Annotated in this window: 12 protein-coding genes; all 12 read right to left on the reverse strand. The window is 56.7% G+C overall.

Annotated elements, in window-relative coordinates:
- The gene (locus tag AB1611_17835) at positions 1–783 is read right to left on the reverse strand and encodes a glucosamine 6-phosphate synthetase (GenBank protein MEW6381443.1); all 783 of its coding nucleotides are present in this window, start codon (positions 781–783) and stop codon (positions 1–3) included.
- A complete protein-coding gene (locus AB1611_17840; protein MEW6381444.1) occupies positions 783–1,106 on the reverse strand; it encodes a DUF5049 domain-containing protein in 324 nt (107 codons plus the stop codon). The genes AB1611_17835 and AB1611_17840 overlap by 1 nt, the downstream gene beginning before the upstream one ends.
- The gene (gene cmr1, locus AB1611_17845) at positions 1,103–2,293 is read right to left on the reverse strand and encodes a type III-B CRISPR module RAMP protein Cmr1 (GenBank protein ID MEW6381445.1); all 1,191 of its coding nucleotides are present in this window, start codon (positions 2,291–2,293) and stop codon (positions 1,103–1,105) included. The genes AB1611_17840 and cmr1 overlap by 4 nt, the downstream gene beginning before the upstream one ends.
- The gene (locus AB1611_17850; protein ID MEW6381446.1) at positions 2,290–3,078 is read right to left on the reverse strand and encodes a hypothetical protein; all 789 of its coding nucleotides are present in this window, start codon (positions 3,076–3,078) and stop codon (positions 2,290–2,292) included. The genes cmr1 and AB1611_17850 overlap by 4 nt, the downstream gene beginning before the upstream one ends.
- Positions 3,075–5,081, reverse strand: a complete 2,007-nt coding sequence (gene pglZ / locus AB1611_17855; GenBank protein ID MEW6381447.1) for a BREX-3 system phosphatase PglZ — start codon at positions 5,079–5,081, stop codon at positions 3,075–3,077. Before pglZ ends, AB1611_17850 begins: the two co-directional genes overlap by 4 nt.
- Positions 5,074–8,028: a helicase-related protein gene (locus tag AB1611_17860; protein MEW6381448.1), complete on the reverse strand. Its 2,955-nt coding sequence runs from the start codon at positions 8,026–8,028 to the stop codon at positions 5,074–5,076. The genes pglZ and AB1611_17860 overlap by 8 nt, the downstream gene beginning before the upstream one ends.
- Positions 8,028–8,687, reverse strand: a complete 660-nt coding sequence (locus AB1611_17865; protein MEW6381449.1) for a DUF4276 family protein — start codon at positions 8,685–8,687, stop codon at positions 8,028–8,030. Before AB1611_17865 ends, AB1611_17860 begins: the two co-directional genes overlap by 1 nt.
- A 4-nt stretch (positions 8,688–8,691) precedes the next feature.
- Positions 8,692–9,984, reverse strand: coding sequence for an AAA family ATPase (locus AB1611_17870; protein MEW6381450.1), 1,293 nt, complete (start codon positions 9,982–9,984; stop codon positions 8,692–8,694).
- Between the two features lie 15 nt (positions 9,985–9,999).
- Complete coding sequence (locus AB1611_17875) at positions 10,000–10,371, reverse strand: four helix bundle protein (protein ID MEW6381451.1); 372 nt, start codon at positions 10,369–10,371, stop codon at positions 10,000–10,002.
- Positions 10,372–10,391: 20 nt separating this feature from the next.
- Positions 10,392–13,439 (reverse strand): DNA methyltransferase, encoded by a 3,048-nt coding sequence (locus AB1611_17880; GenBank protein ID MEW6381452.1) that lies wholly within the window; start codon positions 13,437–13,439, stop codon positions 10,392–10,394.
- Between the two features lie 3 nt (positions 13,440–13,442).
- On the reverse strand, positions 13,443–13,859 hold the full coding sequence (locus AB1611_17885; GenBank protein MEW6381453.1) for a four helix bundle protein: 417 nt from the start codon (positions 13,857–13,859) through the stop codon (positions 13,443–13,445).
- Between the two features lie 97 nt (positions 13,860–13,956).
- Positions 13,957–15,498, reverse strand: a complete 1,542-nt coding sequence (locus AB1611_17890) for an RNA-binding domain-containing protein (GenBank protein ID MEW6381454.1) — start codon at positions 15,496–15,498, stop codon at positions 13,957–13,959.
- Positions 15,499–15,504: the final 6 nt, after the last annotated feature.

Genomic DNA, 15,504 nt, shown 5'->3' on the forward strand with positions numbered 1-15,504 from the left:
TCACTGTTCCGCCCCCTTTCTCTCCTGGGCGACGAACTCGAAGGGCTCCACCGAGTACGCGGCCAGGTCCTCGCGCCGGAACACCACCAGGCTCATGGGCGGGACCGCAATCTCACGCCAGCCTTTTTCCTCCGCCAGCACGGCGTCGAGGTATGCGGGGTCCGAAGCGTAGAGGACCGCTTTGCGGCGGGGATGCCAGCGCAGTTCCAACGGCCGGTTCCCCTTGAGCACAAAGACGGTGCCCGGGTCGGTCCGGCAGGCGATGACGGCGGTGATCTGACCCCGACAGCGTCGGAGCCGGGCTTTGAACCGCTCGATATCCATGGCCCCGTCCCGGGCGGCGTTCGCGGCCAGGCGGAACAGAATCTCGCTGTCCACCTCGGCGAAGCGCCGCATCTTCCAGCGCCGGAACAGGTAGTCGGCGTTGTAGATGGTGCCGTTGTGGGCGCCGATCACCTCCCCGGCGCGGATCGGGTGGTTGTTGCTGTTGACCCGCTCGTCCCCTCGGGTGCGCCACCGGGTATGGCCGAGCAGGAGCGTGGCGCGGTTGTCCATGGAGGCAAGGAGTTCGGCGAAGGCATTGTCCGTGACGAACCGCTCGGCCGTCACCGGCCGCTTGAAGAGCCGGTGTCCGCCGTCGGTGTCGAGCCATGCCGCGCCGGTGGCGTGTGGTCCGCGCTCCTCGCTCAATACAAGCAGGCGGGTGAAGAGCCAGGCGAGATACTCCCGCTCCTCGGCGCGTCGCCGCTTATTTCCGAAGATGACTCCCGCGAGCCCGCACATCAGGATTTCCCTCCCTGCGGATCGACGATGAACCCGCGGAAGACGCCCTCGGCGTATTCCTTCGGGTGCTCCTCGATCCAGCTCGCGGCATCGGGATATCCGAGCTCCCCGGCCAGCCGGGCGACGACCGGCCGGTCGAGCATATTGGTCAACCCCGAGAGCCGGACCGCGTCGATGCCCTGCCAAACCAGGGAGGGAAGCGGTTTATCCTGACAGGACCAGACCACGCATTCATCCCCAAAGCCGGAAACGAGACCGCCTTCATTCACCTGTTTCTGGCACACCTTGTTTTCGGCCAGGGAGGCGTAATAATCGAAACTCATGAGCGGTCCTCCTTCCCAGCGAATAGCTGGTCAATAACCTTGTCTCCGGTAAGAAAATCCCAGCCGTTCTGCCCCCAAGCGTTCGTCAGACGTCCCTTCACGGCGTTGAAATCGATCAGTCCGGGTTTTACGAAGCCGAAGGTTCTTGCAGGGTCTTTGAAGCTGAAGACTTTTTTGCTTTCCTGCTGCGAACCGGCAAGCCATCCTGCTATTTCATCGTTACGGGTGGCCAACTGTTGTGCTTGGTTTTTTGCCTCCTGACGTCCGAGCACCTGGTTGAAAGTGCTCTTGTTGTTGTCTTCACGCCTGAGATATTTACCGTTCACGCACCAGAAGTGCTCTAAGGAAGCCCAGGCGAACTCACCGTGATTGAGCTTCCGCCATTTATCCTGAGTCGCATACTCATTCACTACAGCAACCGCAGTATTTGTTCCCAATGGTTCGATGAACTCTACCAGACCGTAATCTTGATGATGCTTTTTCCCAACCCATCCATCAATTTGTTCAGTTCTTGTATTGCGCTTAACAGGAATCGTGAGTTGACAACCAACCTTCTTGTCTTGCAGTTGTTTTTTCAATTCCTGCATGTTCTGAACTTCATGTCCGCCTACTTCGATGATTTGGTCGTGCTGTTTTAGGGGTGATCCAACGGTTCTATTATTGACTTTCAAGGACCTATCTATCCCAGACAAGGCGACATTCGCTATGGATAGTTCTTCCGTTGGCTTGAATACCGTCTTGCCGCCGATGGCCCCATATTTGGCGATCAGGCGAAGGGTGGCATCCAAGAGGGACCACTCTTCAACACGGATCGGACGGAGGGGTGTGAAACGCAGACCGAAAGTCTGGTTTTGTTTGATCTGATCTATCTTGGTATTGCCATTCTCATCCAGAACTTCAAACCGAAACTTCCGCGCCCAGCCGGTGCAGCCGAATAGCTCGCAGACAACACAATGGTTTCGATCTTCACATTTCGTATCGGTTGGGTCGCAGGCATTGCCGTTCAGACCGCGCACCAACACCTCGAACCACCAGCGGATGGAACCGAGCATGCCGGTAGGGATGAGGCGGTCCGGCCCAGTTTTTTCCTTTATCTGACCGTTCTTTTCTTCAAGTGTGACTGACCCGGTCCACAAGTCCGTTAGGGCCTTGAGTTGATAGGTTCGTTCGCCATTTGCCATAGTCATGGTGCGCCCCCCTTTGTCGTCTGCTTCCGCAGCATGACGAGGTCGTCGTCCAACCCGTGGCGGAGAAGATCGAGTCTGGATGACGCAGCCACGAGGCTTTCGGCGTGGACCGGCTTGATCCGGAACGGGAAGAGGCGCGGGCTGTCGATCAGATCTTTCAGCGGAGCCGAGCCATTGGCGCGGGCATGGAGGGACGCTTCGGCCAGCCATGCTATCAGTCGGGAATCATCAACGGCGAGCGTTGCCCCGGCGGAGTAGATGCCCTTTGCGCCGGTCTCCTGAAGCACACCCCAGTCCAGGTACGAGCGCAGCACGCGGCGGGCTGCTCTGGAAACGGTCTCCCGCTCGCCGTATTGCTCGCGGACCCGGCGCTGGACATGAGCCGCGGCAGCGGAGCCCTGAAGCCTCAGAAGACGGCCGGTCTGGATGGCTACACCCGACCAGAACGGGTAGACGGCCATGACCATCCCCCAGTGGATGGCAAGGCTCAAGTGATGAGGACTGAGGGATGAGGACTGAGTGGAAAGAAATGCGAGACCATCATTACGCAGCGGGATGATTTCCTCCGGCGTGGTCACCCAAATCTTGCGCAGAATAGAGATAACCTTCTCGCGATTGCCGCGCTCGGCCTGGCCGCCTACGGACACCTTGTCCTTCAGCAGTTCCTGCAATGCCTCGTTGACCGCAGCCTTGTCATTCCCTGCCAGAACCAGGTTGGCCGTCTGCTCAAGCCATTCCAGACGCACCCGTTGACTGAATCCGATCTGATCGGTCCGTCTGGTCATTCGCCCCTCCTCTCGATCTGAACAAGAGGAACGATGAGTTCCTCGACCGAAATGCCGCCATGGCCTACGGTGCGCTGCTTCTCTTGGACAAACGCCTGCCGAGCAGGGGCCAGGAGAGCGAGGTAGTCCTCCGGGAGACCAACGGTGCCCCATTCCAGCGCGGCTGGAAAGCGTTCCTTCACCTTTCCTCGAAGGACCGCGTCGGGATAGATGCGGACTCGTTCACCGCGCAGGTCCGCCACAGCCCCTTCGGACGGACGACCGCAACCTTCCGCCTCGACGTTGCCATGATCAGAAGTCAGATAGACACGGAAGCCCCGATCCAAGAGCAGATCGAGGAGTGTGTTCAGATACGGCTGCCTGGCCCACTGGCACACCTGGTTGTGCATGCCGGCGGTGCCCATTTCCATCCCGTGCATGATCTTGTCGACCTTGTCCACGACCAGCCCGGCGACCCTTGCCTTGGGATGAGAAAGCGCTTCGGAAACGGTTTCCAGGCCGCCGTCGCCCAGGCCCTTGAGGTAGACGACCTCGTTTGGCATAAGGCCCTGATCCGCCCAGAACTGCGCCCAGAGAGCGGGTTCCTTGTCCGTGGTCTGGATGCTGTTCGGAAAAAAGATGGGAGCCTTGCCAGCGAACGTTGCCTGGCGCGAGACGGAGGTAAGCGAAGGAATCCAGGCAAAGACCGCCTGCTCCCGGAATCGCAGCCCGGGCTGTTTTGTGGCGAGTGCTTCGCGGACTACCAGCCATTGGTCCAAGGCAAGGCCGTCCACCACGATCAGTGCGATCTTGGCGGTGCGGTCTTCTCCCATTTGGCGGGCAAGAAATCGCGGGAGGTGATGCAACATGACCGGAGGCACCGGTGGCAGATTGACCAGCCCGGCATACCGCTTGAAAAGCCAGGCTGTGAAACCGGCATCCACCTGTGCCTGCAAGTTCTTGATGCGCGTCCCAGTCGGTTCGGAAATCGCTTCGGCCTGATCGTTCGCCAGCAGGATCGCCTCCGCCCATCCACGGGCAAAGTGGAACCAGTCCGTGTGCTTCGCGTCCTCGGCCGGAATGGATGCCTCCAGGCTGTCGATGAGCTTGCCCAGGCGACGAGACCTGTCTTCGATGGGAGCGGTACGAACGCCGATGCCTACCCAGGTTTTGGACAAGGTGTCCGCATGCTCGTGTGGAACTGAATGCAGCAACCCCTCCACGAACAGGTTGTCGATGTAGACCCGGATGTCATGGTGATCGAAGGGCAGTTCGACAGGTCCCTCAATGGCCAGACCGTAGGGCTTCTTGTCCTCACGAACGCCGGATGTCCCTTTGGCTGCTTCACGGTCAAGGAAGATAGGCCAGCGCTCCTGGAGAAACGCGAAGAACGCCTCCCGGTCTGAAACAAGCGTCTCAAGCGGCCAGTCATCGAAGGCGTTGTTCTGGCGCAGAAGCTGGATGAACCGGTTGTCAAGGTCAGCCGGGATTCGCTGTCCGCGGTAGTGACGGCGCAGCAGCACCCGCAAAAGGTCCGATGGCTGTTTGACCAGTTCGGGTGCGATTTCAAAGACGTGCCGGAGGACGAACTCCTTGGTGGCGTTGTCGCCCAACTGGCCGGGTGCATGTCTTTTTTGCGCCTCATACAAGGCGTCGAGGTCCCCGCGATCCAGGGCGGTCACAACCGGGTAACTGAGGTTCGGGAAGATGTCGCCGAGGTTGAAGGAGAGTCTGCGACCGGCCTGGAGGAGATCATAGGGCAACCCACTGAGGTCGCTTGCTTGCGAGCGCAATACGACGACAAGGTCCGTGTGCTCGCCGCGGTCCCAGCGAGAGCGAAACTTCGACTCGTAGGCGTAACGGAACGCGATGTGGTCTTCAAACGGGATCAGCTCGAATCCACGTTCGCGGACGCCTTCGAGAATCCCTTCTTCGAGGAGGAGTCCGTCCGGATCGGCCACCAGGGTGAGTCGGGCAACCTTCGGGGTGAATTCCTTCAGGATTTGATCGCGCCAGCTACTCATGGCCACCGCCCTCCACCCGAATCACAAGCAGCGGCACCATTTCGGGATAGGCATGGGCCTTCTGATCGAGCTGCTCCTGGAAACTCCGCTCCTCCTGCGAGAGGAGGTTCAGGCGATAGTTGCGGACCTGGGGCAGGCCAATCCGCTCGACGGTCTTGCGGCGCGCGGCAAAAGCGTAGTCTGCCTTCTCGCGCTCGCGTGCGATGCGGCCCCTATGCTCTTGCACGAGCGCTTCGTAGATAGCTTTTCCGTGTTCCTCCGCTGCGCTTTGCAGCTTTGCGAAAGCGGCTTGGGAGACCTCGGCGTCAAGGACCGACCGGACCTTTGGGCTTGCCGCGAGGAGCTGGTCCCACACGTGTCTGGCCGTCGGCATATAGACCATGCCGTTGTCGGCCAGGAAGAGAGGCATGATCCGCCTTCGGCGGGTCTCGGGTCCCGGGTCCAAGGTCACGGGTCCATCCCACCGGCTCGCAACCCGCGACTCGTGACTCACGACCGATATCTGCCACAAGGACCAGACGCCCTGAACTTCCTCGGAGAGACCTGGGATCGACACGATGGGGACCGGCTGGCCCGGCGCAAAACGCGGGAGCCGCATGGCCAGCCCGCGGACCTTCGGCTCTTCAAGAGTAAGATGCCGGGCGGCCGGAAGCCTCTCGGCTTCCTTGCCGGTGAAGACCACATTCTCATAGGTCTCGCCGTCGGGCCAGGTGAGGTTCCAGCTCTGGCTTCTTTTCTCGGCCTGGCCGCCATGCGCCGAAAGAAAGCTCACGGTCATGCGCTCGACCCAATGGGGCAAGGGGTGAGTCAGCAGCCGCCGAGCTTCGCCGGGCTCCAGGTCCTCGGTCGCGCCGAGCATGGATGCGGTCGTGCGCGCCTCGCGGGCCTGCTCCTGCAGGCGGGCAACCACGCTCTCTACGGATTCCTCCACCTTTTCGGGATTGAGGATCGCCTCGACATACATCTCGTCGAACATGCGGCCCGCCTGGGCCGAGTCGAGGACGTCGCCGGTCTTGTCGATGCCGAACTCCTCGAAGATGACGGCGAGCTTCTGCTCCAGGACCTCACGGACTCGATGCTCGACCGAGCCCTCGAAGACGAAGTTGACCGCGCGCACCGCATGGGCCTGGCCGATACGGTCCACCCGGCCGATCCGCTGTTCGAGACGCATCGGGTTCCAGGGGATGTCGTAATTGATCACCACGTGGCAGAACTGGAGGTTCAGGCCCTCCCCGCCGGCATCGGTGGAGACGAGAATACGGACATCCTTGGCGAATGCCTCCTGGACTCGCTTACGCTCTTCCATGTCCATGGAGCCGTTCAGACAGACGACCGAGAACCCGCGCTCGGTCAGGAACCGACGCAACATCTCCTGGGTGGGAACGAACTCGGTGAACACGAGCGCCTTGAGCTCCGGGTCGCTCTCCTCGGACTGGAGGCGGTAGAGCCAGTCGAGCAGCGCCTCGGCCTTGGCGTCCGGTCCGATCTGCTCGCAGCGGGCCGCGGCCTCCAACAGCAGCTTGACCTCGGCGCGCTCGTTCTTGAGCGCCTTGAGGCGGGTGTGGAGCAGCACATCGATTTGCTCCTGGCCGTCCAGGTCATAGAAGTCATCAGGACTGAGGACTGAGGACTGAGTGAAAGAATCCTCGTTGAACAATTGCATTTGACTCAGTCCTGAGTCCTCATGCCTCAGCACTGCAAGACGGCGCTCCAGCGTCGTCTTGATGGCGCTCGTGCTGGAGACCACCAGACGCTGCATCAGAATCATCAGAAATCCGATGTAGCTCCGCTTCTCCCGCATGGCCTGGTTGTAGCCTTCCCGCACATATTCGGTAACCGCCTCGTAGAGGTGCTGCTGATTGCGGTGCCGCTCTCCCCATGAGACCGGGCCAAGCTGCGTGCGCCGCGGTTTGAACAGGGGCTTTCCATCGGCATCGATGGCGCGGCGCTTCTCGGTGCGGATGACATGCGGCTGGACCCGCTCGCGGGTGACGCTGCTGACATCCGGAAACTCCTGGGCGTCGATCAGGGAAACCAGCCGATGAAAGGCATCGGTTTTGCCCTGGTGCGGGGTGGCCGAAAGCATCAGGAAATATGGCGCAGCCTCGGCCAGACCCTGGCCCAGTTTGAAGCGGGCCACCTGGTCGGTGCTGCCGCCGAGTCTGTGCGCTTCGTCCACGATCACCAGGTCCCAGCCGGCGGAGATCAGGTCCTCGAACCGTTCGCGGTTGTGCTCGCTCACCTGGGCCGCGCTCCAGCCGCGGCGCTTGTCCAGGGGCTTGACCGAATCCATGGGCACGACCACTTGGGGAAAGAGGGTCCACGGGTTGCGGGTCACGGGTTGCGAGTCTTCTTGACCCGAGACTCGGGACCCAGGACTCGCGACCGCCGAAATGCGGCTGAGCGTTTTGATGTCTTCCGGCAAGACAAGCTGGAAATGCTCGTTGAAGTGGGCCTGCATTTCGGCCACCCACTGGCTCACCAACCCTTTCGGGGCGATGACGAGCGTCCGCTTGACCAGCCCGCGAAGTTTGAGCTCCCGCATGATGAGCCCGGCCTCGATGGTCTTGCCCAGGCCGACCTCGTCCGCCAGGAGATAGCGCACGCGGTCGTTGGCGATGGCGCGGGATAGAGCACGAATCTGGTGCGGCAGCGGGATGACGGAGGACTCGATGGGAGCCAGCAGCACATGGCCCTCGGTGGCGCTGGTGGATCCTTCGAGCACCTCGGCCACCTTGGCTGCGGCGGCCACATAGGCAATGCGTCCGGCCTCGATCTCCGGCTGCTGGTCGGCACTCAGCGGCCGCAAGGCGGAGCGGGGCACGCGCACCACCGCGTCCTGGTTCGGCAACCAGACACGACACACCGTCTGCCCCCACAAGGTCTGTTCCTCGAGACACAAGCAGGCGCTGTTATGAATGGTGCTATATTGCCATGGGGAATCCATCAGGCCGTTACTCTCGCGAGTTCAAGCAGCTTTTGCTGGAAATATCCAAAACTTGGAGATTTATTGTTGGTTACATTCATGTGCGGAGTGATTTCTTCAGCCCACCGCGATTTCTCGGCGCCGATGGCTTGCCAACCTTTTGCCGAAAGTGCGGATGAGCCTCCGCTATAGACTGCATCTGCCAACCACTCCCAGGTGCCGCAAATGGAATCATTTACGTAGGCGTTCAGGACAGCCTCTTTGGCTTTCGGATAGGCAGATTTGACTGCTGGGATGTCGCCAAGAAACCAAGCTTCACCTTCTTCAATGGCGATGCAAAAACGGGTTTCTGGTTGGGGATTGCAGGCGTTCAGAATATTGAAAAGCTCTTTCCGAAACGCTTTAAAGCACTTGTCATCAAGATCGCAGACAAGGATGACGGCCGCCGGGTAATCTTTTTGCTTGGCGAAGGTATTGCCATAACCACGGAGAAGCTTTGGGAGCTGGTCAAGCAGGATGCGCTTGCTGGCATCTCCCCTGTTGCCGAGGTTTTTCGGGATGCGGCCTATGCCTTTATAGGCATGAACCTTGAATGTATGGCCATTGCCGATGATTTTGGGGACAAGGATATTGAGCGCTTTCTTGCCGGACTGGTCTTCAACGAGAATCTCAAAATGCATCCGATCACCTCCCGTCCAAATAATCGCTGTACCAAAGCCCGCCCAGCGGCAAGCCTTCGGCCACCATGTTCTTGACGATGGCATCGTCACTTGCCCTGCGTATGGTGGAAAAACCATCCTCACCTTTCTCAAGAATCCAAACTTCGTCGGGGTCGAGAGCGTCAACAAAATACGGCTGGTGAGTCGTAATGAAAACCTGCGAGCCGCCTTTCCTCCCCGTGGCATGCTCCCGGAACTCCCTGGCCAAGGATTCAAGCAGCTTGTGATACAAGCCGTTTTCCGGCTCTTCAATACACAAAAACGGCGGTGGGTTCGGGTCTTCCAGCAACAGCAAATAAGCGAAAACCTTTAAGGTGCCGTCGGACATCTGTTGAGCGTAAAAGGGGTCATGGAAACCTTTGTCGTTGAACCGGAGTAACAGTCTTCCATCATTGGTCTTTTCGGTATCTATCTTGTCAATTCCGGGAATCTTGTCGGCAATCCTTTGCAGAATACTCTGAAAACGTTTGGGGTGTTCGCGCTCCATGAACTGCACGACGTTGCCAAGGTTATCTCCGTGAATGTTGAGATGCTTCTGTGGGCCGGCCAGCGGCAGGCTTCGTGCCGCATCAGGCGTGAAATAGCTGAGGTACCAGCCTTCAATAAATCGCCGGAAAGCGGAAATTCTCGGATGCTGTTTCAAAGCGCCTAAAGTGGCAATGCCCAGCTTGCGGCGATCCTCCAGCTCTACAACTTCAGTCTCTCTTGACTCCTCTTTGGCCTCACCAGATTTCAGAGATGCCATCAGACCAAGCAGGTCGAAATCGCCCTTGGCCTCGTCAATCTGACGGCCTTCTTGCTCTCCCTTCCAGACAACACCTTTCCCGCTATCCAAAACCAAAAAAGAAAATGGCCAACCATATTTTTGACCTTTCCGGCGCTGTCTGAGACGTTCTTTCAGGACATATGGTCTTCCGGAAGAGTCAACGTCTATTAAAAGTTCGTAGGTGATGGGTCGGGCGTTTCCATCCTCCTTATAGTAGACCTCGAATTCGATCGGGCATCGCTGGCCTTGGGCCAATATTTTCGAAAACCCTCCGCGACCACGTGAATCGCAAGCCTCTTCGACGCCCGATTTCAGGCAATCCGCGAGAAAACCAAATGCATCGAACAGCGTACTTTTACCAACTCCATTTTTGCCAATGACGGCTGTCATCGGGGTGAGCGGTTCTTTCTTCTGTTGATTCCAAAGACGACCAAGCGTGACGTCCTTCAACACCCTGAAATTTTTTATTCGAAAACCTTCTATCTTTGCCATCATTCGCCTCCTTTTTTAGGGGTCAGGGGCGAGTTTGCTGATTAGTGCGTTGGTCATTTTGTTTATCTCCATTTGAAGAGACAGTAATTCTGTAAGTTGCCCAGGGTCGGTGTATTTCAACCTTTCGGCAATCAGTAGCTGTGTTTCTACCTCGGCCAAGGAACCTCGGGCCATCGAGAGAAAGTTTCTATACTCAGCCGTGGAATTTCTTGCATGGCCCTCGGCAATATTGGAAGGAACGGAAACGGCTGCCCGGCGAACCTGATTGGTCAATCCATAAAGCTCTTCCCTCGGAAAGCCCTTGGTGGCTTGATAAACCATCTCCACCAAATCCATCGCCTTCTGCCAGACGACCAAATCCTTATAACTCTTCACTTGCATACTCATGCCTTTCTCGCCCCTCGCCCCTAGTCCCTCGCCCCTTGACCAAGCCGAGTAACGGCCTGGTCGTACCACATGAGGAGCTTGGGGTCTTCCTGGAGGACGTTCTCGGGAACCTTGCGGGCCACGGTGATGATGGTGGCGTAGTCACGCTCCTGCCAGGCCTTCTTGAATCCGGCCCGCACCGCCTCGAGGCGGAACACCTTCAGGCGCCGCTGTGTGGATGTCCGGTAGTCCTCGAACTCCTTGAGCAGCGACCTCTCGCGCAGCTTCTCCAGGTCGCCCGCTTTGTTCGGGTCGGGCACGTACCAGCGGTCCTTGCCTTTGGCGCGCAGGCGTTCGTCATCCTTGGGCAGGTTCCGCAGCTCTTTGAAATTCGTGGAGAGGTAGCTGTGAATCTGGTTCGGCACCTCGCCCTTGCCGTCGTAGCGGAGGAAGTTCTGCTCCAGCAGTTCCGACAGCTCCAGCGGCTTCTCGTATTTCTGCCAGCCGCCAAGCTCTTTAATGAACAACGGATGGATGTCTTGAAATGTCTGCGGCTTGTCTTTGAGAAGTTGGCGGAGCCAGGAAATGGCTGATGACTCGTCTGAAACAAAGAGCGCCATTTGCTCCATGCCCCCTGAGGTCATCTTCTTCTTGTCATACTCAGCCACTTGGTCAGGGAGAAAATACATACCGTCACGATACGAGAATCGCTGGGACAACCCTTCCTGGAAGGCCGCGCTGTTCAGCGGCACCGGGTAACCTTTGCGGATGAAGTAAGCCACCATCTGGTCGTACAGGATGCGCGGATCGCGTTCCGCGACAGCGATCAGATGGGTAGCACTTGCCCCGCGTTTGACGACAGGTAGGTATTTGAGGTGGGTGCGGACAAAATCCCAGACACCTTCTTCGGTGGTCGCTTCCTTCTGGAAACGATCTTCAAATCCTCCGTTTGGCTTGTATGCGGAAATGACGAGGTCTTGTTTGACGTTTGTGGGATTTGTCATAGCCTTAACACCACCATGCTTTTTGTCCAAAACAGACACATTACCCACAATAAAACCTGCATCAGCAAGTGCGCTTTGTATGCTATTCCAAACTGAAGCGCGAGTATTTGAGAACTCGACTGTCATCCATCTTCCAGGCTTTAATGCTCTATAGGCCTCCTTGAAACACTTAACCATTAACTCGCGATAATCATTGATGGTCTTGTTCTGGCTCTTATTTTCTACAGCCTCTTCTTGGTTATTAGTAAGCACTGCAAGCCATGCCTCCCAGAGGAAACTCAGCTCTGAGTACATTATGTTAGCCCCGAACGGCGGATCAAAAAAAAGATAATCAAGGCTGTTGTCAGGAATACATAACAATTCAGTTGAACTGAATGTGCCAATGAGGTTTGTTTTTGTGTCCCAGCCAACATTGATTGTCTTATCTTTGAAAAGCTCTATTGCTGATTGCTCAACAATTTCGCTCGGGATATAAAATGTCCCGGTTAATGGCCCATTTACACGACCAGATAGATTGTGGGAATTTACAACATATCGGTTGCATTTAGTTAGATTTCTTGACAGAAACGATGTCGCGATCCACTTCATTTTTCTTGGCAAACGAGACCAGAAGGCTGAGAGACAAAGCAAATTACGCCTGCTGTAAAAATGATGGACATGAGTAATGCCAACTGCAAAAGGATCATTCGTCTTATCCCCTTGGGGAATAGAATAGGCAGGATACCAGTGTTTAGGTTCTGTTGAACTGATTTTGTTGAGCAAATCAAGATCGTATTGCGATGGCTTTTTCTTGTATCTTTTGCCCCCCACAAAGTAGCTGATTAATACAGGAACTTGCTGAGCCTGCTTTATAGTTTGGTTTAGAGCTGAATCAAAAAATGTCTCCCACGCTCGCTCCACCTTTGAGGCAATAGGTCTTCTGTGGCTTAAAGATATCTCTGAAGTCGTAGTTTGATTGGCAGGCGTTTTGCTAAGCCAGTGCCCACAATTTGGGCATTGAAAGTCGTCTAAGACTACACCTTCGCCAAGTTTTACTGCTACATCCCAAAAGACGAATTTTTCAGTGCACTCTGGACACAAAAAAACATCAGACCAGACAGTATAGTTAATTTTGCCCTTGGTCTTGCCATCGGTGTGGAGCGTCTCATACATCCAGCCGCATTCAGCCTCAACCTCCTTCAATATGCGTTTGGCTTCGCGTTCAAAACTGCGGACATCCACCGGCGTATTGTAGTTGTAAGCAATGAAGGTGGCCGCAGGAGATAGATCGTTAAGTACGGCGCGGCGTGAACCGAGCTTTGAAAACGGCTTCCAAACTGCCTTACCGTTCTCGTCTGTCTCCTGCTGAGAGATCGTCCCGTCTTTGTCGACTCGGTAGCCCAACGACTCGACCGTGGCCTTGTCGCCGCACAGTTGCGCCGCAACACCTGTCATCCCCGTTCCGCAGAACCCGTCGAAGACCACATCCCCCGGCTCCGTGTAGTGCAGGATGTACCGCATGATGGCCTTGTGCGGGACCTTGGTGTGGTAGGAGTGGGCGTTGTAGATCGGGTCGTTCTTCCCCTCGCTCACATCCGCGGCGAACGGTTCACGGCTGTATGGCTTGATCGGGTCATACGGCTTTCCATAATGCCGGATGAAATCCGCGATGAACGGGTTCGGGCAGGCGGTGTAATACGGCGGATCGGACAGCGCCAGGATATCCTCGTCCGAGCCGATGGGGAAGCCGACTTCGTCCTTGTAAAGGCCGAGGAGGTCGCGGGTCGCGGGTCCCGAGTCACGGGTCGAGGATGCGGCATGGGCGATGCGCTGGGCGAGATCGCGTATCTGTTCCTCCGTGCCCAGTGGCCAATGCTCAAGTGATTTCAACCGGGTATAGGTGTCCTCAATACTCACAAACGGGACAGCGAGTTTCTCCCCTAATTCCTGCAAACCGGCGCGCAGGAGGCCAAGGAAATGTTTCCGCCGCTCCTCGTCGTTCGGGAACGTAAGCCCCAAGCAGGTCACGGGTCCCGAGTCGCGGGTCGCGGGTCGGTCCGTGTCGAACATTGTTTGCTGCGTATGTGGTTGATTGCTTTTCGCCATTCTTCAACTCCGTTTCGGGCTTCTGTCGTTCTTGACTCGCGACTCGTGACTCGCCGACCCTCGACTGAGATATCGCATGAAGCCTCCGACGAGGTTTCCTGTTTCGGCTGCCTTCTTGTAAAGAGAATCGAATGTGGCTTGGTCGATCAGGCCGGCATCGAGCGCCACATACAGTTGTGCTTTCACTTCGCCAGCCGACCCTTTGGCGATGGATAGAAAACGTCTGAACTCGACATCGCCTCCGCGCTCGAAGCCCTCCGCGATGTTGGACATCACGGAGACAGCGGCGCGGCATATCTGGTCGCGAAGTCCAAAGTCGCGCGCGAACAGTCCCTCGTTGGAAATGGCATAGATTTCCCTTGCCAGTTCCCGCGCCTTCTTCCACGCTTCGATGTCTTCAAACTTCTCGATCTTCGCCATGTTCGCTCCGCTCAGGTCTCGGGTTCCGTGTCACAGGTCGCGGGTCGTTTTGACTCGTGACTCGCTGACCCGCGACCCACGACTGACTTGGTCACTCTCAGCCTCCTTCTATTCCTTTCAGCACCTTCCGCCCCCTCTCAGTCAGCCGATATTTCTGCTTCTTGCTTCTGGGCTTATCCGGAATTGTCATCTCCAAACAAGCCAAATCCATCAATCGTGAGAGTGCTTTTTTGAAGCTTCCCGTTCGGCTTTCGTATCCAAGCAGAGCAAGCAGATCCGGCGTGTTTTGTGGCGCATCGAGACAGGCGAGCAGGATTCTTTGTTCGACTTCGCTCATGGGCTCATGGGCCTCATCATGGGCCCCGTCATGGGCCTCATGGGCCCGACTCAGTCCCGACTTGGTCGCCTGCTTCGGAGCGGCATCACCCGTTACTTCACCTGTAACTTCACCAACCGATCCAAATTCGGGCACCTTGACAACAATTCGAAATACATCGCCTTCGATCATTTGAGGGTCGGCGCCGCCATACGCCTTGCCATACCGCATCATCTTGCGCATACCCGAGCCGAGTTCGTCGGCGCGGTGGATTTCCCGGAAGAAAGCTCCGATTACCGGATTTTTTGGAAAAGGCGTGAAATTGGCCGGGTCGAGAGCGGCGAATCCGTTGGGTTTATTGCTGTTTTCAGTGCGGACCTGGCCCCGTTCGATGATCAGCTTGGCGGGAAAGGCATTGGTATATTCCCGATGAATCAGGATATTGGAGGCAACTTCTCGGAAAATGGCATCCCGAAGACTTATCCGCTCCATGCCTTCGAGGAAAAAGGGATCGGGCAGATGCTTCTGCACAAAGGCGATGATCCGTTCGTAGCTTTCAATCAGGTTGGTTCTGACCAGATCCCGGTCATCATAGCGATCCAGGTTGACCTTTCGCAAAATGAGATCGGTTCGGTGATGGGGTACTGCTGATAGAATAAGCTGGTCATTTCCAAGCAAAAGTATGCCTGCCAGCGTGATGCCGCTTTTGCCGGTTTCCGGATCGGTCTGGTGGAGTTGGGCACTTTTCAACAGGCCCATGTCGTCCACACCGAGCCAGGGATGATCATCCCGCCAGACTCCAGCCAGCCGGCGGCATTTGTCGATGAGATCAGAACGTAAATCGTCCAGCTTGGCAAAAGGATAGATTTTGTTCTCTGAGTAAGTGGCCTGTTTTCGTTGATAAAGGTCAGCCACCTGACGCGTATGATCCGTAATGTCAAAATCTCCGTCCTCATTGCGGTCATAAATGCGCCCGTTGCATCTGTGGACCTGTGAGCTCTCCGGGACATACACGCGAAGTACCGGTTTCCCTTCAATAGTCACCTCATTTAGCGAAATGTAGGCAGGAGGGTGGATTTTCTGCGGGTTGTTGACGGTGGTGACAAAGTCTTTCTTTATTTGTGAAACGGCATCCGGTTCAATGCCTTGTATCTCTCCGGAATTCGTGACCCCCAATAAAATCGTACCGCCATGTCGGTTCAAAAAGGCGCACACCGTCTCATAGACATCCCGATTGAGCTGGTTGCGGCAGGTCTTGAATTCAAGATCGATGCTTTCGCCCTTGCGAATCAGTTGTATCAATTGGCGTTCGCTGGCGTTCATTCGCGG

Source organism: bacterium (assembly GCA_040755755.1).
In the GTDB taxonomy this organism is placed as follows: Bacteria; SZUA-182; SZUA-182; order DTGQ01; family DTGQ01; genus DTGQ01.